Origin of the sequence: Sphingopyxis sp. P1IMeth2, assembly GCF_900185685.1 — a bacterium.
In the GTDB taxonomy this organism is placed as follows: Bacteria; Pseudomonadota; Alphaproteobacteria; order Sphingomonadales; family Sphingomonadaceae; genus Sphingopyxis; species Sphingopyxis terrae_A.
Genome location: NZ_FYAT01000012.1, coordinates 206,766 through 226,892 on the forward strand (window position 1 = coordinate 206,766; position 20,127 = coordinate 226,892).

At 64.6% G+C, this 20,127-nt stretch carries 19 protein-coding genes; 8 read left to right on the plus strand and 11 right to left on the minus strand.

The genetic code is table 11. From position 1 onward, the window contains the following. Positions 1 to 22: 22 nt before the first annotated feature. From mce to P1IM2_RS07815, 3 genes are read right to left on the minus strand one after another with little or no spacing between them, the layout of a single operon-like run. Entirely contained in the window at positions 23 to 463 is a 441-nt protein-coding gene (gene mce, locus P1IM2_RS07805) for a methylmalonyl-CoA epimerase (protein ID WP_186402048.1), read from the minus strand. Continuing rightward, on the minus strand, positions 460 to 651 hold the full coding sequence (locus P1IM2_RS07810) for a hypothetical protein (protein WP_186402049.1): 192 nt from the start codon (positions 649 to 651) through the stop codon (positions 460 to 462). Before P1IM2_RS07810 ends, mce begins: the two co-directional genes overlap by 4 nt. A gap of 11 nt (positions 652 to 662) precedes the next feature. Next, a complete protein-coding gene (locus P1IM2_RS07815) occupies positions 663 to 2,195 on the minus strand; it encodes an acyl-CoA carboxylase subunit beta (protein WP_062902586.1) in 1,533 nt (510 codons plus the stop codon). Between the two features lie 210 nt (positions 2,196 to 2,405). Here P1IM2_RS07815 and P1IM2_RS07820 point away from each other — a divergent pair, with 210 nt between their 5' ends. Next, on the plus strand, positions 2,406 to 3,815 hold the full coding sequence (locus tag P1IM2_RS07820) for a short-chain fatty acyl-CoA regulator family protein (protein WP_186402050.1): 1,410 nt from the start codon (positions 2,406 to 2,408) through the stop codon (positions 3,813 to 3,815). Positions 3,816 to 3,857: 42 nt separating this feature from the next. Here the strand turns inward: P1IM2_RS07820 and P1IM2_RS07825 are convergent, their stop codons facing one another. From P1IM2_RS07825 to pgi, 3 genes are all read right to left on the minus strand, one after another. Continuing rightward, a complete protein-coding gene (locus P1IM2_RS07825; protein ID WP_186402051.1) occupies positions 3,858 to 4,874 on the minus strand; it encodes an aldehyde reductase in 1,017 nt (338 codons plus the stop codon). 57 nt (positions 4,875 to 4,931) lie between these two features. Continuing rightward, positions 4,932 to 6,278 (minus strand): glutathione-disulfide reductase, encoded by a 1,347-nt coding sequence (gene gor / locus P1IM2_RS07830; protein WP_186402052.1) that lies wholly within the window; start codon positions 6,276 to 6,278, stop codon positions 4,932 to 4,934. 98 nt (positions 6,279 to 6,376) lie between these two features. Beyond that, positions 6,377 to 7,882 carry a glucose-6-phosphate isomerase gene (gene pgi, locus P1IM2_RS07835; RefSeq protein ID WP_186402053.1) on the minus strand — a complete coding sequence of 502 codons (1,506 nt, stop codon included), beginning with the start codon at positions 7,880 to 7,882 and terminating at the stop codon, positions 6,377 to 6,379. Between the two features lie 205 nt (positions 7,883 to 8,087). On the opposite strand from pgi, the gene lepB reads away from it, so the two are divergent. Genes lepB through P1IM2_RS07855 form a run of 4 tightly spaced genes read left to right on the plus strand, consistent with a single transcriptional unit; the run spans position 8,088 to position 10,886 of the window. Continuing rightward, positions 8,088 to 8,966 (plus strand): signal peptidase I, encoded by an 879-nt coding sequence (gene lepB / locus P1IM2_RS07840; RefSeq protein ID WP_186402054.1) that lies wholly within the window; start codon positions 8,088 to 8,090, stop codon positions 8,964 to 8,966. Continuing rightward, positions 8,963 to 9,646, plus strand: a complete 684-nt coding sequence (rnc, locus tag P1IM2_RS07845) for a ribonuclease III (protein ID WP_186402055.1) — start codon at positions 8,963 to 8,965, stop codon at positions 9,644 to 9,646. The genes lepB and rnc overlap by 4 nt, the downstream gene beginning before the upstream one ends. After that, complete coding sequence (gene era, locus P1IM2_RS07850) at positions 9,643 to 10,536, plus strand: GTPase Era (RefSeq protein WP_062902591.1); 894 nt, start codon at positions 9,643 to 9,645, stop codon at positions 10,534 to 10,536. Before rnc ends, era begins: the two co-directional genes overlap by 4 nt. An 8-nt stretch (positions 10,537 to 10,544) precedes the next feature. After that, positions 10,545 to 10,886: a hypothetical protein gene (locus P1IM2_RS07855; RefSeq protein ID WP_186402056.1), complete on the plus strand. Its 342-nt coding sequence runs from the start codon at positions 10,545 to 10,547 to the stop codon at positions 10,884 to 10,886. A 33-nt stretch (positions 10,887 to 10,919) separates the two neighbouring features. Here the strand turns inward: P1IM2_RS07855 and topA are convergent, their stop codons facing one another. The 5 genes from topA to plsY form a co-directional block, all read right to left on the minus strand. After that, complete coding sequence (gene topA / locus P1IM2_RS07860; protein WP_186402057.1) at positions 10,920 to 13,478, minus strand: type I DNA topoisomerase; 2,559 nt, start codon at positions 13,476 to 13,478, stop codon at positions 10,920 to 10,922. A gap of 102 nt (positions 13,479 to 13,580) precedes the next feature. Next, complete coding sequence (locus P1IM2_RS07865) at positions 13,581 to 14,462, minus strand: hypothetical protein (protein ID WP_260833953.1); 882 nt, start codon at positions 14,460 to 14,462, stop codon at positions 13,581 to 13,583. Between the two features lie 234 nt (positions 14,463 to 14,696). Beyond that, positions 14,697 to 16,265: a VWA domain-containing protein gene (locus P1IM2_RS07870; RefSeq protein ID WP_186402059.1), complete on the minus strand. Its 1,569-nt coding sequence runs from the start codon at positions 16,263 to 16,265 to the stop codon at positions 14,697 to 14,699. An 88-nt stretch (positions 16,266 to 16,353) separates the two neighbouring features. Then, positions 16,354 to 16,560, minus strand: coding sequence for a hypothetical protein (locus P1IM2_RS07875; RefSeq protein ID WP_234178773.1), 207 nt, complete (start codon positions 16,558 to 16,560; stop codon positions 16,354 to 16,356). Continuing rightward, a complete protein-coding gene (gene plsY / locus P1IM2_RS07880) occupies positions 16,557 to 17,159 on the minus strand; it encodes a glycerol-3-phosphate 1-O-acyltransferase PlsY (RefSeq protein WP_186402061.1) in 603 nt (200 codons plus the stop codon). Before plsY ends, P1IM2_RS07875 begins: the two co-directional genes overlap by 4 nt. Positions 17,160 to 17,285: 126 nt before the next feature. Between plsY and murI the strand changes: the two genes are divergently transcribed. From murI to P1IM2_RS07895, 3 genes are all read left to right on the plus strand, one after another. Beyond that, positions 17,286 to 18,092, plus strand: a complete 807-nt coding sequence (gene murI, locus P1IM2_RS07885) for a glutamate racemase (RefSeq protein ID WP_062902598.1) — start codon at positions 17,286 to 17,288, stop codon at positions 18,090 to 18,092. A 107-nt stretch (positions 18,093 to 18,199) separates the two neighbouring features. Continuing rightward, complete coding sequence (hemA, locus tag P1IM2_RS07890) at positions 18,200 to 19,420, plus strand: 5-aminolevulinate synthase (protein WP_186402512.1); 1,221 nt, start codon at positions 18,200 to 18,202, stop codon at positions 19,418 to 19,420. Beyond that, positions 19,417 to 20,106 (plus strand): nitroreductase family protein, encoded by a 690-nt coding sequence (locus P1IM2_RS07895; RefSeq protein ID WP_186402062.1) that lies wholly within the window; start codon positions 19,417 to 19,419, stop codon positions 20,104 to 20,106. Before hemA ends, P1IM2_RS07895 begins: the two co-directional genes overlap by 4 nt. Positions 20,107 to 20,127: the final 21 nt, after the last annotated feature.

The following is a 20,127-nucleotide window of genomic DNA, read 5'->3' on the forward strand; positions in this document are numbered from 1 at the left end:
CGGGGTGACGAGGAAAAATGGGTCAGTGCGCCCCCTTCGGCGTCTCCATGATCTCGGTCAGCACGCCGCCCATGTCCTTGGGGTGCAGGAAGAAGATCAACGTCCCGTGCGCGCCAATCCGCGGCTCGCCCAGCACGCGCTTGCCCATCGCCTCGAATTCGGCCTTGGCGGCGTGAATGTCGGGGACTTCGTAGCACATGTGATGCTGCCCGCCCGCCGGGTTCTTTTCGAGGAACCCCGCGATCGAGGTATTGCCCGGCAGCGGCTCGATCAGTTCGATCTGGGTCCCGTCGAGCGCCCCGCCCGCGCCGGGCGTATCGACGAAGCACACTTTGACGCCCTGATCGGGCAGGTCGAACGGCTCATGGATATTCGTCGCGCCCATCACGTCGCGATAAAAGACGATGCTGTCGGCGATCGACGGCGTCGCGACGCCGATATGGTTGAGGCGGCCGAGTTTCATCGGGAACTCCATCCAAGATAAATCAGAGCGGCGATAACGAGACCATAAACTGTCAATCCGCCGTAACGCCGAGCCGCTGCGGGCTTTCCCGAAAACAGCGCGGTCGCGAGAGAAGGTCTCTCATTGAAGTTGAGCCAGCCATCCACCAGCAGGAAGCCGACGACGAGGATCCAAAGCGCGGTGTTCATCGCAGCATTCCCTACAGCGGAATATTGTCATGCTTCTTCCACGGATTTTCGAGCTGCTTGTTTCGCAGCTTCCTTAACCCCAGCGCAATCCGCTTGCGCGTCGAGTGCGGATAGATCACCTCGTCGATATAGCCGCGCTGCGCCGCGACAAACGGATTGGCGAAGCGGTCCTCATATTCCTTCGTGCGTTCGGCGATCTTTTCGGGGTCGCCGATGTCGCTGCGGAAGATGATCTCGACCGCGCCCTTCGCGCCCATCACCGCAATCTCGGCAGTCGGCCAGGCATAGTTCAAATCGCCGCGCAGATGCTTCGACGCCATCACGTCGTACGCACCGCCATAGGCCTTGCGTGTGATGACCGTGATCTTGGGCACCGTCGCCTCGGCATAGGCGAAGAGAAGCTTCGCGCCGTGCTTGATAATGCCATTATATTCCTGCGCGGTACCGGGCAGGAAGCCCGGGACGTCGACGAAGGTAACGATCGGAATTTCGAACGCGTCGCAGAAACGGACGAAACGCGCCGCCTTCTTCGACGAATTGATGTCGAGCACGCCCGCAAGCACCAGCGGCTGGTTCGCGACGATGCCGATCGTGCGACCCTCGATGCGACCGAAGCCGCAGATGATGTTCGCGGCGTGCGCGGGCTGCACCTCGAAGAAATCGCCCTCGTCGACTGTCTTTCGGATCAGTTCGTGCATGTCGTAAGGTTGGTTCGCATTGGGCGGGATCAGCGTGTCGAGGCTCATTTCGGCGCGATCGTAGGGATCGCTCGTCGGGCGCACCGGCACGCCGCTGCGGTTGTTTTCGGGCAGATAATCGAAGAAGTCGCGCGCCGCGAGCAGCGCCTCGATGTCGTTCTCGAACGCCAGATCGGCGACCGAGCTTTTCGTCGTGTGGGTGATCGCGCCGCCGAGCTCTTCTTGCGTCACCACTTCGTTGGTCACCGTCTTCACCACATCAGGGCCGGTGACGAACATGTAGCTACTATCCTTCACCATGAAGATGAAGTCGGTCATCGCCGGGCTGTACACTGCGCCGCCCGCGCATGGTCCCATGATCAGGCTGATCTGCGGCACGACGCCCGACGCCAGCACATTTTTCTGGAACACGTCGGCATAGCCCCCGAGGCTGGCGACGCCCTCCTGGATACGCGCGCCGCCGCTGTCATTGAGGCCGATGACCGGCGCACCGACCAGCATCGCCTTTTCCATCACCTTGCAGATTTTTTCGGCGTGACGCTTGGACAGCGAGCCGCCGAAGACGGTGAAATCCTGGCTGAAGACATAGACGAGGCGGCCGTTGATCGTTCCCGATCCGGTAACAACGCCGTCGCCCGGAATCTTCTGATCCTGCATGCCGAAATCGACGCAGTCATGCTCGACATAGGTATCGAGTTCCTCGAACGAGTCTTCGTCGAGCAGTACCAGCAACCGCTCACGCGCGGTCAGCTTGCCCTTGGCATGCTGCGCATCGATGCGCTTCTGCCCACCTCCCAAAGCGGCAGCGGCGCGGCGACGTTCCATTTCGGCAATATTGGCGGACACTCGGCTTCTCCGGTTTTCTGAAGCCTGCCATCTGCGCCCGCGGCGCCCGCTATGCAAATGCGAATTTGCAAAGTTGCAAAGTGATAGTTTGCAAAGTAGAATTACCAGCTTCCGTTCGCCCTGAGCCTGTCGAAGGGCCGTCCTTGCCTTGGAGGAAGAAAAACCGGTGCTTCGACAAGCTCAGCACGAACGGAACAAGAGGGGGCGCCTATGACCCGCCAACGCATCTTTGCCGGTACGCGCCTGCGCCAGCTCCGCCTTGAGCGAGGCGTGAGCCAGGCCGATTTCGCCGAAGCGATCGGCATCTCTGCCTCTTACCTCAGCCAGATCGAGCATGACGACAGGCCGTTGACCCCTGCCCTGCTCGACCGGCTGCAAAGGCTTTTCCCGCTCGAATGGGAGGAGGTCGCCGCCGATGCCGGTGACCGCCGTGCCGGGGCGTTGCGCGAGGCGGCGGCCGATCCGCTGTTCGCCGCCGCACCGCTGGCGCCCGAGCAGCTTGAGCGCGCCGCGCTGCAGCAACCGCAGCTCGCCGACCAGTTCGTCGCGCTCCACGCCGCCTATCGCCGCGCGGGCCAGCGGCTCCAGATCATCGACGAAGCGATGACCGGCGGCACCGCCGAGGGCAGCCGTCTGCCGTGGGAGGAGGTACGCGACTGGTTCCACGACGCGGGCAATTATGTCGATAGCATCGACCGCGCCGCCGAGACGCTGGCGGGCCAGCTGCGCGGCCGCGATCCGTCGCCCGCGATCGAGACGATCGAACGACGGCTGCGCGAGGCGCTGGGCATTTCGATCGTCTATCGCCAGCACCAGGTGCTGCGCGATTTCGACGCGACGATGCGCCACCTGATCATCGATCCGTCGCAGCCCGCCGAAACGCGCCGCTTTCAACTTGCGCACCAGCTGGCGGCGCTGGCGCTCGCGCGCGAGATTGCTGCGGTGATCGAGGCGTCGCCGCTGCGCACCGCGGCGGCGCGCCAGTTGCTCCACGTCGGCCTCGCCAATTATGCCGCGGGCGCGGTTTTGATGCCCTATGCCGCCTTTCGCGCCAGCGCCCGCGCGGTGCGGCATGACATCGACCGGCTGCGGCTCGACTATGGCGTCAGCTTTGAACAGGCGTGCCATCGCCTCTCGACGCTCCAGCGCCCCGGCGCGCGGGGCATCCCGATGTTCTTCTGTCGCGTCGACATGGCGGGCAACATTACCAAGCGGCACAGCGCCACTCGCCTGCAATTCGCGCGCTTCGGCGGCGCCTGCCCGCTGTGGATCGTCCACGAGGCGGCGGCGATCCCCGACCGCATATTGTTCCAGCTCGCCGAGACAGCCGATGGGCTGCGCTATGTGTCGATGGCGAAGGGGCTCGTGAAACCGTCGGGCAGCTATGCGCGCTCGCCGCGCCGCTATGCCGTGGCGCTGGGGTGCGAGGCGCAATATGCCGCCGATTTCGTCTATGCTGACGGGGTCGATGTGACCGCGCCGCACGCCGCGACGCGTATCGGATCATCGTGCCGCATTTGCCCGCGCGACGACTGCGACCAGCGCGCCTTTCCGCCGAGCGACCGGCCGATCCTGGTCGACCCCGACCGCCGCGACGTGGTGCCCTACCGCATCGGTTAGCGAAATGTCATTGCAAGCGGAGCGAAGTAATGACGAAGACGCTCACACCTTCACGATTCCTCGCTCGATCAGGCTGTGCGCCGTCGCCAGCACCGCCTCCTCGGGCGTCCGCATCGTCCAGCCGAGCGTCTCCATCGCGTGACGGCTATCGCCGCCGCGAACATTGCCCAGCTCGGCGACGAGTTGCTTGAGTTCGGGGCGGAAGATCGCGAAGCCTTTGAGCAGCCAGTCGGGCATCCGCCGCGTCGGCACCTTGCGCGCCTGCTCGTCCAGGTTCGCGGTCAGGATGTTGGCGACGTCGATCATCTTCAGGAACGGTCCCGAACAGACATAGCGCTCGTCCCGGATGCCCGGCGCGGTGAGCGCGCGATAATGAAGGTCGGCAACGTCGCGCACGTCGATGATACCGAAGCCGACGTCGGGACACATCGGCACCTTGCCCTCGAGCAATTGTTTCACGACCTCGATCGACGTCGACAGATCGTCGGACAGCAACGGCCCGAACACCGCTGCTGGATTGACCGAGGCGAATTCCATGTCGCCGCCCTCGGCCGCCACCCAATCGCGCGCCGCGCGCTCGGCGACGGTTTTCGAGCGCGGATAGGGCATGACCGCCGGATTATCGAGGTTCGTCCAATCGGTTTCGCTGTAGATGCCGCCACCGTCGCCATGCCCATAGGCGATCGCCGCCATCGACGAGGTCAGAACGAAGCGCCGCACCCCCGCTGCCCTCGCGAAACGCAGCGCGCGCAACGCGCCTTCGCGCGCCGGAACCACCAGTTCATCGGCATGCTGGGGAACCCCCATCGGAAAGGGCGAAGCGACATGCGCGACATGGCTGCATCCGGCGATAGCCTCCGCCCAGCCGAGATCATGCTCCAGATCGGCCGCGAAGAACTGAAGCCGGTCGTTGTCGACCGCCAGCGAGCTGCGCACTTCGGCCTCGCGCTTCAGGCTGCGCACCGTCGTGTGAACCGTCCAGCCATTGTCGATCAACTGCCGGATCAGGAAGCCGGCGATATAGCCGCTGCCGCCTGTTACCAAGATCGTGCCCGTCATCTGCACCTCTCCTCGCCGCATTTGCGAAGAATAGCAGACAGGCCGCGCGGTCGCCGCTTATTTCAGCAGCACCAGTTCCTCGGCCATGCTGGGGTGCAGGGCAACCGTGGCGTCGAAGTCGGCTTTCGTCAGCCCCGCCTTCACGGCGACGGCGGCGGCCTGCAAAATTTCGGGCGCGTCGGGACCGATCATGTGAAGGCCGACGACCTGGTCGGTCGCCGCATTGACGACCATCTTGTACAGCGCCCGTTCGTTGCGGCCGGCAAGGACATTCTTCATCGCCCGGAAATCGCTGGTGTAGATGCGCACAGCGCCCAGCTTGTTGCGTGCCTCTGCCTCGGTCATCCCGACCGCGCCGATCGGCGGATGGCTGAACACCGCGCTCGGGACATTGGCATAATCGACGGTCGTCGGCTTGCCGCCGAAGACGCTGTCGGCGAACGCCTGCCCCTCGCGGATCGCCACCGGCGTCAGCTGGATGCGATTGGTCACGTCGCCGACGGCGTAGATGCTCGCCACCGACGACTGGTTATTGTCATCGACCTTGACCGCGCCAACCTTGTCGAGCTCGACACCCGCCGCTTCCAGACCCAAGCCCTTTGTGTTCGGTACCCGTCCGGTCGCGACGAGCACGGCATCGGCCGCGATCGGATCGCAATTGTCGAGATGGACCATCAGCGATCCGTCGTCCTGCTTCTCGATCGACTTGAACGGCGCATTGAAACGGAATTCGATCCCCTTGGTCATCGAAATCTGGAGCAGGCGGTCGCGGATCTGCTCGTCATAGCCGCGCAGGATCGCGTCGCCGCGGTTGACGATCGTCACCTTGCTGCCGAATTCGTTGAAGATACCCGCAAATTCGTTGGCGATATAGCCGCCGCCGGCGATCACCACACGCTTCGGCAGGCTGTCGAGATGAAACACCTCGTTCGAGGTGATCGCATGCTCGCTGCCCGGAAATTCGGGGACGAACGGCCAGCCGCCGGTCGCCACCAGGATGCGTTCGGCGGTGAGTTCGATCCCGTCGGCGAGCCGCACCTTTTGCGGACCGACGATTGTCGCGCGCGTTTTGAGCAGCGTAACCTTGTGATTGTCGAGCGTCTGACCGTAGAGACCTTCGAGACGCGTGACTTCGCTGAGCACATTGTCGCGCAGCCGCTGCCAGTCGAAATGGCAATCGGGAACGTCCCAACCGAAATGCCGCGCGTCCTTCAGATCTTCGGCAAAATGCGCGCCGTAGACGAGCAGCTTCTTGGGCACGCAGCCGCGAATGACGCAGGTGCCGCCAACGCGATACTCTTCGGCGACCGCGACCCGCGCGCCGTGCGACGCCGCGACCCGGCTCGCGCGAACGCCGCCCGACCCGGCGCCGATGACAAACAGGTCATAGTCGAAATCGCTCATGAAACACCCCTGGCAATCGTCGCTGACATTCGCGGCGAGGACCTATGTGGTTACGCCGCGCCGTCTTGCCAATCGAATATTTGGATTAGCCTGATCGCCTAGTCCCCCAGCGCGGCCTGCATCAGCGCTTCGGTGGCCGGATCGAATTGCACCGTTCCTTCGGCAAGGCCCTTCGCCATTTCCTTGCCTAGCTCGACCCCGAACTGATCGAAGGGATTGATGCCGAGCAGCACGGCGTTGGCGAAAACGCGATGTTCGTAGAAGGCGATCAGCGCACCCAGACTATGCGGCGTCACCTGTTCGAGCAGGATCGTCGTCGATGGACGGTTGCCGGGATAGGCGCGCGCGCCGTCCTCGCTCGCACGGCCGGTCATCAACGCCGCGCCCTGCGCGATGCAGTTCGCGACCAGCGTCTCGTGGTGGGCATCGTCAAGGATATGATCGGGCTCGCGCGCGACGACGAATTCAACCGGGGTCAGATGCGTGCCCTGATGCAGAAGCTGGAATACCGCGTGCTGGGCGTCGGTGCCGACGCCGCCCCAGGTGATCGGCGCGCTCTGCTGTGCGAGCGGCGCGCCGTCGAGCGTCACGCGCTTGCCGTTCGATTCCATTTCGAGCTGTTGCAGATAGGCGGGCAACAGCCGCAACCGTTCGTCATAGGCAAAAACTGCGCGGGTCTGGCAGCCCAGCCGGTTGGCGTAAATCTGGTCGGCGAAAGCGGCGAGCAGGCAGATATTGTCGGCGCCGTCGGCGAGCCGGAAATGGCGGTCCATCTCCGCCGCGCCTTCGAGCATGTCCTGAAAAGCGTCCCAGCCGAGCGCCAGCGCCGCCGGAAAGCCGATCGACGACCAGAGCGAATAGCGCCCGCCGACGGTTTCGCTGAACGGCAGGATGCGCGTTTCGTCGATACCCCATTCGACCGCGCGTTCGGGATTGGCGGTCAGCGCAATGAAACGGCCGACCGGATCATCGACGCCCGCTTCCTCCAGCCATTGAAGCGCCGAGGCCGCGTTGAGCAGCGTCTCGGTCGTCGTGAAGGTCTTCGACGCGACCGCGACAAGCGTATAGGCTGGATCGAATTTGGCGAAGACTTCGGCGAGCGCGGCCCCATCGACATTCGAGACGATGGCGACGTCGTAGCGCGAGCCATGCCGCCCCAGCGCATCTATCAACAGGTCGGGGCCAAGCGCCGAGCCGCCGATGCCGATGTGGAGCAAATGGCGGATTTCGCCGAACGCATCGGCCTCGATCGCGTCGATCAGCATCCGCATCCGCTGATGCAATGCCTGCGCGACATGGACGGACTCGGGCGCCCCTTCGCCGCGCTCGGCGCTGTGCTCTGCAGCACGGTCTTCGGTCGGGTTGGCGATGCCGCCCGCGAAAAGCGTCTTGCGGCGGCCGGCAAAATCCTGCGCTTCGGCAAGCGTCGAAAGGATCGCCAGCGCCTCGCCATCGAGATGCGTCTTTGCGAAGTCGAAGCGAATGTCAGCGACGTTGCGAACGAGCATCTGAAGCCGCGCCTCCGGATCGGCGGCGATCAGGTCGGCGATTGTTTGCGGTTGCCACGCGGAGAGCGCCTGCCACGCTTCGGAGGAGGTGGTCATCGAAAACTTCCTTCTAAGGTCCGTTCGTGTCGGGCAAAGTCGAGACACCCCAAGGCGCGAACGGCCGATGGGCATCTCGACTACGCTCGATGCGAACGGGGATGGAGATGTTCGCCCGTTTCATAAGCGCGCCACCGCTCGTACGCCAGCGTCATCCGCCGATATTTACTTGACGCGCAGACCTATTCACCGTCAATGCGCCCCCATGACCGACGCCAGCATCCCCGCCGAAAATCCCGCCCCCGCGACGCCCGAACCCGCACCCGTATCCGCCAAGGAAGAGGCGGTCGACACGATCCGTTTTCTCGCGCTGCTCGCGATCGCGGTGCTGATCTTTCGCAGCTTCTTTCTGTCGCCCTTCAACATTCCGTCGGAATCGATGCAGCCGCGCCTGCTGATCGGCGACTATCTGCTCGTGAACAAGATGGCTTACGGCTATTCGAAATACAGCCTGCCGTTCAGCGTGCCGCTGATCCCCGGCCGTATTTTCGCGCGTACGCCCGATCGCGGCGACGTTGTCGTGTTCAAGGCGCCGCCGGTCAACGACAACGACTATATCAAGCGCGTGATCGGCTTGCCCGGCGACACGATCCAGGTTAAGGACGGCATCGTCTGGCTGAACGGCAAGCCGCTGAAGCGCGAACCGATGGCCGATTTCGTCATTCCGGTGACGCAGAATATGATCGACGCCTCGCGCGCCAACGGCACCCTGCCCTGCTATTCGCCCGAGTTCGAAGAGATCGGCGCGAACGGCCAGCGTCAGTGCCGCTACAAGCGCTTCAAGGAAACGCTGCCCAGCGGCAAGAGCTACGCCATCCTCGATATCACCTCGATCCCCGAGGATAATACAGCGCCCGTTACGGTGCCCCCCGGCCATCTGTTCCTGATGGGCGATAATCGCGACCGCAGTGCCGACAGCCGCTTCCCCGCCGTCGAAGGTCAGGGCATTGGCCTGGTGCCCGAGGAAAATCTGGTCGGCCATGCGCTGGTGACGATGTTCTCGACCGACGGGTCGGCAAGCTGGCTCAACCCGATCAGCTGGTTCACCGCCGCCCGCTGGAGCCGCGCCGGGGAAGGCTTTTGAACGAAGGTGTATCCGCGGAAACGCTTGCCGCCATTACCGGCGCAACGCCCCGCGACCTTGGCCTCTACCGCGAGGCGCTGACCCACGGCAGCAGCGGTGCGGGTGATTATCAGCGGCTGGAATTTCTCGGCGACCGCGTGCTCGGCTTGGTCATTGCGTCCGAATTGTTCGCCCGCTTTCCGAAGGCTGCCGAGGGTGAGTTATCGTCGCGACTGCACGCGCTCGCGTCGGGCGAAACCTGCGCACGGATTGCGCAGGCGCTCGAACTTACCGCGCATGTCCGCTTCGGCGCGCAGGCGATCGGCGATGGCGGGCGGTATAGCGACAATATCGCCGCTGACGTGCTCGAAGCGCTGATCGGCGCGCTGTGGCTCGACCTTGGCCAGGACGCCGCGCGGGCATTCATCGTCCGCAATTGGGGCAGCATGATCGAAGGCCAGGTCGCCGCGCCCAAACATCCCAAAGCGGCGCTTCAGGAATGGGCGCTCGCGCGCAAGCGCAAGCCCCCCGAATATCGCCTCGTCCGCCGCGACGGCCCCGACCACGCCCCGCGCTTCCGCGTCGCCGTCGCGATCGGCAAGCTCGCCGAGGCCGAAGGCGACGGCCCGTCCAAGCAGGCTGCCGAGAAGGCGGCCGCCACCGCCCTGCTTGAAATCTTGACCCAGGAAGACGTGAAATGACCCAGCGCTGCGGTTTCGTGGCGGTCGTCGGCGCACCGAACGCCGGCAAATCGACCCTCGTCAACGCCCTTGTCGGCCAGAAGGTCGCCATCGTCAGCCCCAAGGCGCAGACGACGCGCACCCGCCTGATGGGCGTCGCGATGGACGGCGACACGCAGATCATCCTGATCGACACGCCGGGCATCTTCGCGCCCACCCGCCGGCTCGACCGCGCGATGGTCGCTGCGGCGTGGGGCAGCCTCGAGGAAGCCGAGGCCATCCTTGTCATGGTTGACGCCGCGGCCAAGCTGACGGGCCGCGTCGAACGCGTGCTGGAAGGAGTCGCGAACCGGCCCGAGAAGAAATATCTGGTGCTGAACAAGGTCGACCTGACCAAGAAGGACAAGCTGCTCACCATCGCGACCGAGCTCAACGCCCGGCTCGCCTTCGACGAAACCTTCTTCATCGCGGCGAGCAGCGGCGACGGCGTGCCCGAGCTCAAGGCGCATCTCGCCGCGCTGATGCCCGAGGGGCCGTGGCATTTCCCCGAGGACGAGGTCAGCGACGCGCCCGAACGGATGCTCGCGGCCGAGATCACGCGCGAGCAGCTCTATCGCCAGCTCCATGAGGAATTGCCCTATCAGTCGACGGTCGAGACCGAATTGTTCAAGACCCGCCCCGACGGCAGCGCCGAAATCCACCAGCAGATTTTTGTCGCGCGCGACAACCAGCGCGCCATCGTGCTTGGCAAGGGCGGCTCCCGAATCAAGGAAATTGGCGCAAAGGCCCGCGCCGAACTTGCCGAACTGATGGGCCGCAAGGTCCATCTTTTCCTGCACGTTAAGGTCAAGGAAAATTGGGACGAAGACCGCGGCGTCTATCGCGACATGGGCCTCGACTGGGTCGATTGAACGGCGAAATGGCGCACGATCCCTTCAACACCCCCGGCGACCGGTTCCGAGCGGTCTTCCGCTATTGGCAGGCCTATCTGCTCATCGCGGTGCTGATCGCGCTCGTCATCGAGCGCGATCGTTTCGCGAGCAGCGGCAAGGATCATCTGGTCGCCGGCGAGGTCATGCGGATTGAAACGCCGCCCGGCAAGCCGGAGGAGGCCGTCGTGCGCGTCAACAGCCTGCAGCAGGCGACCATCGCGCTTCCCGCCAACGCGCATTGCCATAGCGGATCGAAAATCCGCCTCGTTCGACACGACGACGTCGCCCAGCACGACTTCCGCGCCGCCGACCAGCCCTGCGCGGGATAGGCGATGGAGCTTGAGCCGGTCGCCCAAGCAACATCACGCGTCCTTCGCGGCCTTCTTCTTTGCCGGCGCCTTCTTTGCGGCCGGCTTTTTGGCCGCAGCCTTCTTCGCGGGCGTCTTCTTCTTGCCCTTCGCCGGTCCCTTCGCGGCGCGGGCGTCGATCAGGGCGACAGCTTCCTCGACAGTCAGCGCGTCGGGCTCGACCGTCTTGGGCAGCGTGGCGTTGGTCGTGCCGTCGGTCACATAAGGCCCGAAACGTCCGGCCATCAGCTTCATTTCGCCGCCGCTCGTCGGGTGCGGGCCGAAAGTCTTCAATGGCTCGGCCTTGGCGCGCGCGCCGCGGCCGCCGCCATTCGCCGCATCGGCGATACGCGCCACCGCCGCGTTCATGCCGATGTCGAAGATTTCGGCGGTGCCGGTCAGCTTCGCATATTTGCCGTCATGGAGCAGATAGGGACCATAGCGCCCCAGTCCCGCGACGATCGGCTTGCCACTTTCGGGATGCGTCCCGACGTCGCGCGGCAGGCTCAGGAGCCGCAGCGCATAGTCCAGATCGAAATCCTCGGCCGGAATGTCCTTCGGGATCGACGAGCGCTTCGCCTCCTTGCCATCGCCGAGCTGGATATAAGGTCCGAACCGGCCGCTGCGCTTCGTCACCTCGAGCCCGCTTTCGGGATCGGTACCCAGCGTTTCGGGGCCGCTGTCGGCGCCGTCGCTGCCGCCCGGCTGCGCGAATTTTCGCGTGAATTTGCACTCAGGATAGTTACTGCACGCGATGAACGGACCGAAGCGCCCGCCGCGCAGCGCGAGCCGCCCGGTGCCACAATTCGGGCAGACGCGCGGATCGCTGCCGTCGCCCTTGTCGGGGAAGAGATAGGGGCCGAGAAACTCGTCGAGCGCCGCGGTAATTTCCGACGGCTTCTGCTCCATCACCTCGCCGGTGCGCGGCTTGAAGTCGCGCCAGAAGCGTTCGAGTACCGCCTGCCACTGGGCGCGGCCGCCCGACACGTCGTCGAGCTCTTCTTCGAGGCCCGCGGTGAAATCATATTCGACATAGCGGCCGAAGAAGCGTTCGAGGAAAGCGGTGAGCAATCGCCCGCTCTCTTCCGGCAGGAAGCGGTTCTTTTCGACGCGCACATAGGCGCGGTCCTTGAGCACCTGAAGGATCGAGGCATAGGTCGACGGGCGCCCGATGCCGAGTTCCTCCATCTTCTTGACCAGGCTCGCTTCCGAATAGCGCGGCGGCGGCTGCGTCTCGTGGGCTTCGACCTCGACGCCGGTCTTGGCGGGTGCATCGCCCTTTGCCATCGCGGGAAGCAAGCGCGCATCCTCATCGTCGGCGCTGTCGTCGCGGCTTTCGTCATAGAGCGCCAGGAAGCCGGGGAATTTCACAACCTGACCTGTCGCGCGGAGCATTGTCTTGCCGGTGCCGTCGCTCAGATCGATGCTCGTGCGTTCGAGCCGCGCCGAGGCCATCTGGCTCGCCAGCGCACGCTTCCAGATCAGATCGTAGAGGCGCGCATGATCGCCGCCGCCGACCTTGTCCTTGCCAAAATCGGTCGGACGGATCGCCTCGTGCGCTTCCTGCGCGTTCTTCGCCTTGGTCTGATACTGGCGCGGCTGATCGGGAACATAGCCCCCGTCGTAGCGGTCAGCAATCGCCCGCCGCGCGGCGCTTATCGCGCTGCCGTCCATCTGAACGCCGTCGGTACGCATGTAGGTGATCGCGCCGTCCTCGTAGAGATCCTGCGCAACCCGCATCGTGTGGCTGGCCGAGAAACCGAGCTTGCGCGCGGCTTCCTGTTGCAGGGTCGAGGTCGTGAAGGGCGGCGGCGGATTGCGCGTCAGCGGCTTGGTTTCGACGCTGTCGACGGTGAAATGGCCCGCCTTCACATCGGCTTCGGCGGCGCGCGCATCGGCCTCGTTGGTGATCGTCAAGCGCTCGATCTTGTCGCCGCGCCAGCGCGCGAGCCGCGCCTTGAACGGCGTGCCGCCCATTTCGAACTGGCCGGTGATCGACCAATATTGCTGCGCAACAAAGGCTTCGATTTCGCGTTCGCGTTCGACGACGAGGCGCAGCGCCACCGACTGGACGCGGCCCGCGGATTTGGCACCGGGCAGCTTGCGCCACAGCACCGGCGAGAGGGTGAAACCGACGAGATAATCGAGCGCGCGGCGCGCGCGGTACGCGTCGATCAGATCGTCGTCGAGACCGCGCGGATGCGCCATCGCATCGGTCACCGCCTGCTTGGTGATCGCGTTGAAGGTCACGCGGTCAACCTTTTGCGGCAGCGCCTTTTTCTGGCGCAGCAATTCCTGCACGTGCCAGCTGATCGCCTCGCCCTCGCGATCGGGGTCGGTCGCGAGAATCAGACGGTCGGCCTGCTTCGCGGCATCCTGAATATCCTTCAGCCGCTTCGCCTTGTCCGGATAGAGCTGCCACTCCATCGAAAAACCGTCATCCGGATCGACAGAGCCGTCCTTGGGCGGCAGGTCGCGGACGTGGCCATAGCTGGCCAGCACCTTGAAATCACGGCCGAGATATTTCTCGATCGTCTTCGCCTTGGCGGGCGATTCCACAATCACCAATTGCATCGAAAATTCGTTTCCCCGAAAACTCTTACGTACGTACGCGCGAGGGTGGCGGGCGCCGATCCCTTCCGTCAAGAGGGGAAATAGAGCGCCCGCCGTCGGGGATCAACGCAATGCGCCAAGTCTTCCGAGCAGCAATTCGTTTGCCAGGCTCGCTGCTTTCGCCGCGCCCTCCTCATAATTTCCTGGCTTTGCAGTGAACTGGAATTTACGCGTTTTGCCGAACATCGGCAGGCCGATGTTCGCCGCCGCTGCAAGGCCGCCTGCAACATTGGCAGCCGATTGCACGGCCTTTTCTGTACCGGTCGACGCATCGCTCTTGTCGATGAACTCGCCTTCGACGCCAATTGGGGCCTTGACCGTTATGACAGCCTGCTTGCCCGAGGGCGCAATAAGCGTCATTCGCGAATAATCCGCGCTGACAGACAGGCCGCTGTTTACATTGACCCCGCCGCCGAAGCTGAAAAAGCCCGGGCGCTTCTGATCCGAAAAGTCGATAAGATAGACGACATCAATCACGCCAACACCTGTTTGCCTGGCATAGTTTGACAGGGCCATATTCGCCTGCCCTGCCAACATATTGATCCCCATGCTGCTCATTCCGGAACCCGTAAAGTCCCCCGGGATCATCAACAGCGACGGGAGCGCACTCGGCTTGTAATAGGTTGCCTTGCCCTTGCTACCCTTCTCGAGCGCAATATTGACATCGAGCGGCGCTTCCAGCGACTTGGTCTTTGCAAGCGCCGCATGATCGAACAGGTCGGCGGCGGATTGAACGACATAACCGCGCGCACCCAGCTGCGACACGAAATCGGCATAGGCGGCATCGGTGATGGCCTGCATCATCTCAGGCGTGACGCCGACCAGTTCGCTCTTGGCCTTTGTGGTGCCGCCAAAGGCACCCATCAGACCACCCGTCTTCTTGATCTGGTCCGTAGACTCAAAGATGAAGCCGACATTGAAGGCACCGATCGTTACCGTCGTCACGCCCCTTGCATTGGCCGGCCCCGAAATCTTGACGGGTTCCTGATCCTTCGCAGCGACGACGACAGGCTGAAACAGCATCGCCGCAAGGGCGATGGCCGACAGCAATTTTTTCATGAAAACAAACCTCCGACCTCCCGCGGCCGGAATCGGACCAGCGACGGGAGATTTCCCGACGCAACCCACACCCCTGCATCGGTCAGATGCAGGAGGGTGTCAATGGCTGACGTCCAAGCGTCAGTTGCTGTCCCATTTGAAGTCGGCAGGCAGTACGCATTTGCCGCCGTCATATTGCCCCACGCTGCGGATCACCTCGTCCTTGTCGGGTTCGATGCGGCGGCCACTGATCTGGCTGTCGATCACCCGGCGCACCAGCGCGTCGAGCCGGGTCACGAGATAGCAGTCGATCGCCGGCGGTGCGTGCGGATTGCCCACGCCGCTGTCGTCGGTCAGGAAGAGGTAGCGCGACTGCGTTGCTGCGGCCATTGCGCGCATCGCATATTCGGCCTCGTCCGCAACGCCCGAAGCGGCGACCGGGGTGATATGGATCCGCTTGGCGCGAGCCGCTTCGGCGGCGGCCCAGGTGCGCCCGAACTTGTCGTCGTGCGGCGGCGCATCGGCGACGAGCAGCAGCGATTTGACCGCATCAGGACGCCAGGATTGCCCCACCGCGCGGATCATCGCCTGATCCATCGCTTCGGGATAGTCGCCGCCGCCGTTCGCGTCCTGCTGCGCCAGCACGCCTTGCGCGCGGCCGATATCGCGGTCGAAGCCGATAGTGCGCGTCACATAATCATCGCCGAGGTCGCGGTAGAAGACAAAGCCGACACGGATGTCGAGATCGCGGTGCCGCGTCGTGATCGCATTGATGATCGAACGCAGTTCGGACTGAAGATAGCGGATCTCGTCGCCCATGCTGCCGGTCGTGTCGATCACCAGCATCAGATCGAGCTTGGTGGCCTTCGCCGCCATCTGGTTAGCGGTCAGGCCGACAAGCTGGCCGCCCGGCGCATCGGCGACGAGCACCGGACGCGCGTCGGCAATCGTCCGTCCGCCCTGGCGCGCCGACACCGTAATGCGCTCGCTCAACCGGTCGAGCCCCGGAAAGAAGACTGCGCCGCCGTCGGCCTGCGTCGCCATGGTGATGCTGTTGCCGTCGCTGCACGTCACCACGACATCGGCGAAGGGAATGGGCTGCCCGTTGCGGTCGTTCACCTTCACGGTGACCACGCGCATCGTATCGACGCGCGGAAGATCGCGGATCTGCTGGCCCAGATTGCTGCGACCGACATAGGCCGCGTAAAGTTCCGGATTGAGCAGATCGTCATGCTCGCCGGCGGTCAGGATGCCCGACTGCGGCTGCGGCTGCGGATAGGGACGCGGCGGCATCACGGCGCCCGGCGCGCGATCGAAATCGGCCGACGATCCCTTTTCCATGGCGACGGGCTCGGCTGCACCGGCGCTGGCGTCACTGCGCGAGCCGGTGACGACGACGTCGCTCGCCGGCGGCGATGCCGCTTCGGCAGCCGGCGCCATCATCGGCGGTGGTGGCGGCGCAGGCGGCGGCGGTGGCGGCGGCGCGGCCATCACCGGTGCCACACTGTCATAGCGTCCACCCTTGCCGCCCGCGGCGGGAACGGGCCGCGGCCGCGTTTCGGGATCGAGCTGCGGCAGCGGCTCGGCATTGCGGCAAAAGCCGTCATTCCAGCCGGGCGCCGCCGCTTGCGCCGCCATGATCGGCAAGGGCGCCGGGCCGGAGGCCAGCAGCGCCGTTAATGTCACACCTGTCAGAAACCTGTTCCGCATCACCCAACTCCCCGCATGTGATACAATATCATCAGCCTGTCGCCGCGCCGCTGAACCGTGGCTGAACCGCGCCGAGACGTTGCGGACCCTAAAGCAGCGCCCCCCGCGGGCCCATATGCCGCGCCAGCCCCCCGGCGCGTTCGAGTTCGAGCAGGACCGGTTGCACCGACGCGGCGGGATGTCCCGGCTGGCGAACGATCGCGTCGGTCGCCACCGGCGGCGGGCCGAGCCGGCTGGTCACGACATGCGGCGTGCGGATCAGCCGGATCCGCGCCGACCGCTCTGGGTGCGTCACGCAGCGCCCTTCTTTGCGCCGACGCGCGGTTCGGTTCCGGCGCGCAGCCGCGCGATATTCTCCCGGTGGCGCCACAGCACGATCACCGCCAGCCCGGCGAGGCCGACTGCATAGACCGGATAGCCGAAGGCAAGCGCCGCGACCGGCGCCGCGACCGCTCCCGCCATCCCGCCGAGCGACGAAATGCGCAGCAGCAACACAGTCCCCAGCCACACAGCTGCGAACACCAGCCCGACCGGCCAGGCGAGCGCCAGCGCGAGGCCGAGCAGTGTCGCAACCCCCTTGCCGCCGCGAAACTTCAGCCAGACTGGATAGCAATGACCGATCATCGCCGCCGCACCCGCGATCATCGCAGCATGATCGCCGAGCTGGGGAACGAAATGACGCGCGAGCAGCACCGCGACCGCGCCCTTCGCGCCGTCGAGGATCAGCGTCGCCGCGGCGAGTTCCTTGCGTCCGGTGCGCAGCACGTTGGTCGCGCCGATATTGCCCGATCCGATCTGCCGCAGATCGCCGGCGCCGAACGCGCGCGTCAGCAGGACGCCGAACGGAATCGAGCCGAGCAGATAGCCGGCGGCGGTCAACAATAAGATGGTCATGGCGCTCCCGGGCGTTGGTTCGGGAATATTGTGGCGATGTTGCAGCGGGCAATCAATGGATTCGATGAATCTGGACGCCGCAAAGGACCGGATTGACGCCGGGCGGGCGCATGCTAACCGGCTCGCATGCAGACTCCCGCGCCCGACGCGCCTATTCTCTTTTTCGACAGCGGCCTTGGCGGACTGACCGTCCTCGGACCGACGCGTGCGCTGCTGCCGACCGCGCCGATAGTCTATGCCGCCGACTACGCCGGCCTGCCCTATGGCAAGAAAAGCGACGCCGAACTCGCGGCACGCGTGCCGGCGCTGCTCGGCCGGTTGGTCGAACGCTACCATCCCCGGCTCGCCGTTATCGCCTGCAACACCGCCTCGACCATCGCGCTCGCGCATGTTCGCGCAGCACTCGATCTGCCGATCGTGGGAACCGTGCCCGCGATCAAGCCGGCGTCCGAACTGACGCGCAGCGGCGTGATCGGCGTGCTGGGGACCGAGGCGACGGTGCGGCAGCCCTATGTCGATGACCTCAGCGCCAAATTCGCGCGCGACAAAATCGTGCTCCGCCACGGCAGCCCCGAACTCGTCACCGCTGCCGAGAGCAAGCTGCGCGGCGAACCGGTCGATCCCGCCGCGATTGCACGCGCGCTCGCCGGGCTGACCGATCAGGCGGGCGGCGGTGCCATCGACGTCATCGTCCTGGCCTGCACCCACTTCCCGCTGCTGCAGGACGAATTGCAGGCGGCGGCCGGACCCGGCGTCACGCTCATCGACGGCGCTGCAGGGATCGCGCGGCGGATCGCGCACCTCACCCAAGGGCAGGCGTGGCCCCAGACGGCGGCGCCCGGCATCGCGGTCTTCACGCGCAGCGACGATCGCCTGCCCCCGCCGCTGGCCGCGCTGGCGCCTTATGGCATCGGGCGAATTGAGACAATTTGACCCAGATCTGCGAATCGTTCGCACTGGATTTCACGGAAAATCGCGCGTATTGCCGCCCGGTTATCGCGCCGGCGGGGGCCGCGCACCCGAAACTGCGGGGCATGCAAGTGAACTACGAAGATATTTTCGCCCGGGCCATCGACCGCCTTCACGAAGAAGGCCGTTACCGCGTGTTTATCGATATTCTGCGCAACAAGGGGGCCTTCCCCAACGCGCGCTGCTTTGCGGGGCATAACGGGCCGAAGCCGATCACCGTCTGGTGTTCGAACGACTATCTCGCGATGGGCCAGCACCCGAAGGTCATCGCCGCGATGGAAGAGGCGCTGCACGACGTCGGCGCCGGATCGGGCGGCACGCGCAACATCGGCGGCAACACCCACTATCACATCGATCTCGAAGCCGAACTCGCCGATTTGCACGGCAAGGAAGGCGCGCTGCTCTTCACCTCGGGCTATATCTCGAACGAAGCGACGCTCGGCACGCTCGGCAAGCTGCTCCCGAACTGCATCATCTATTCGGACGAACTCAATCACGCCTCGATGATTGCGGGTATCCGCAATTCGGGCTGCGAAAAGCGCGTTTGGCGCCACAACGACCTCGCGCATCTCGAAGAACTGCTCGCCGCCGACGATCCCGACGCGGCGAAGCTGATCGCGTTCGAAGGCGTCTATTCGATGGACGGCGACGTCGCCCCGATCCACGCGATCTGCGACCTTGCCGACAAATATAACGCCCTCACCTATTGCGACGAGGTCCATGCAGTCGGCATGTACGGCCCGCGCGGCGGCGGTATCACCGAACGCGACGAAGCCGCGCACCGCGTAACCATCATCGAAGGCACGCTGGGCAAGGCATTCGGCGTGATGGGCGGCTATATCGCTGCCGACAAGAATATCGTCGATGTGATCCGCAGCTACGCGCCGGGCTTCATCTTCACAACCAGCCTGTCGCCGGTGCTCGTTGCCGGCGTGCTCGCCAGCGTCCGTCACCTCAAGGGGTCGAGCGAGGAACGCGATGCGCAGCAGGCCGCCGCAGCTTACCTTAAGCGATGCTTCCGCGATGCCGGCCTGCCGGTCATGGATTCGGTGACGCACATCGTCCCGCTGATGGTCGGCGATCCGGTGCGCGCAAAGAAGATCAGCGACATATTGCTCGCCGAATATGGCGTCTATGTGCAGCCGATCAATTTCCCGACCGTGCCGCGCGGCACCGAACGCCTGCGCTTCACGCCCGGCCCGGCGCATGACGAAGCGATGATGCGCGAGCTGACGCAGGCGCTGGTCGAAATCTGGGGCCGGCTCGAACTCGAATTCAAAATCGCCGCGTGACGCAAGTCGAAGCGTATGACGCGGTCGTTCGCGGCCGCCGCTCGATCCGCGGCTTTCTCGACAAGCCCGTTCCGCGCGAACTGATCGCCGAAATCCTCGGCGTCGCGATGCGCGCGCCCTCGTCGTTCAACAACCAGTGCTGGAATTTCTCGGTCGTCACCGGCGACGCGCTCGCCGAAATCCGCCGGGGCAACACCGAAGGTATTCTTGCCGGCAAGCCGGACAGCCGAGAGTTTCGGCGTTTCGACGGCATCGCCGAGGAGCATCGCTTCCGGCAGATCGAAATCGCCAAGCAGCTCTTCGGAGCGATGGGGATCGCGCGCGACGACAAGGACGCGCGGCAGGATTGGGTGCTGCGCGGCTTTCGCCAATTCGACGCGCCGGTCAGCATCGTCGTCACCTATGACCGGGTGCTGCTCGGCAGCGATATCGCGCCTTTCGATTGCGGCGCCGTGACCAATGCGCTGGTCAACGCCGCCTGGTCGCGTGGGCTGGGGTGTGTCATCAACAGCCAGGGGATAATGCAAAGCCCGGTCGTGCGCGAACATGCGCAAATCCCCGACGATCAGGTCATCATGATCTGCGTCGCCATGGGCTGGCCCGACGAGGCGTTTCCCGCCAATGCCGTGGTATCGAACCGCAAGAACATCGACGAGGCGGTGCGCTTCGTCGGCTTCGACGATTGATCGCAAGCGCCCCGCCTTTCG

Bases quoted from the DNA above. Each gene is read 5' to 3' on its own strand.
- topA (WP_186402057.1), bottom strand. From the start codon at position 13,478: ATGCAATTGGTGATTGTGGAATCGCCCGCCAAGGCGAAGACGATCGAG.
- pgi (WP_186402053.1), bottom strand. From the start codon at position 7,882: ATGACCACCTCCTCCGAAGCGTGGCAGGCGCTCTCCGCGTGGCAACCG.
- gor (WP_186402052.1), bottom strand. From the start codon at position 6,278: ATGAGCGATTTCGACTATGACCTGTTTGTCATCGGCGCCGGGTCGGGC.
- P1IM2_RS07825 (WP_186402051.1), bottom strand. From the start codon at position 4,874: ATGACGGGCACGATCTTGGTAACAGGCGGCAGCGGCTATATCGCCGGC.
- P1IM2_RS07820 (WP_186402050.1), top strand. From the start codon at position 2,406: ATGACCCGCCAACGCATCTTTGCCGGTACGCGCCTGCGCCAGCTCCGC.
- P1IM2_RS07870 (WP_186402059.1), bottom strand. From the start codon at position 16,265: ATGCGGAACAGGTTTCTGACAGGTGTGACATTAACGGCGCTGCTGGCC.
- mce (WP_186402048.1), bottom strand. From the start codon at position 463: ATGAAACTCGGCCGCCTCAACCATATCGGCGTCGCGACGCCGTCGATC.
- plsY (WP_186402061.1), bottom strand. From the start codon at position 17,159: ATGACCATCTTATTGTTGACCGCCGCCGGCTATCTGCTCGGCTCGATT.
- era (WP_062902591.1), top strand. From the start codon at position 9,643: ATGACCCAGCGCTGCGGTTTCGTGGCGGTCGTCGGCGCACCGAACGCC.
- P1IM2_RS07810 (WP_186402049.1), bottom strand. From the start codon at position 651: ATGAACACCGCGCTTTGGATCCTCGTCGTCGGCTTCCTGCTGGTGGAT.
- lepB (WP_186402054.1), top strand. From the start codon at position 8,088: ATGACCGACGCCAGCATCCCCGCCGAAAATCCCGCCCCCGCGACGCCC.
- P1IM2_RS07855 (WP_186402056.1), top strand. From the start codon at position 10,545: ATGGCGCACGATCCCTTCAACACCCCCGGCGACCGGTTCCGAGCGGTC.
- murI (WP_062902598.1), top strand. From the start codon at position 17,286: ATGCAGACTCCCGCGCCCGACGCGCCTATTCTCTTTTTCGACAGCGGC.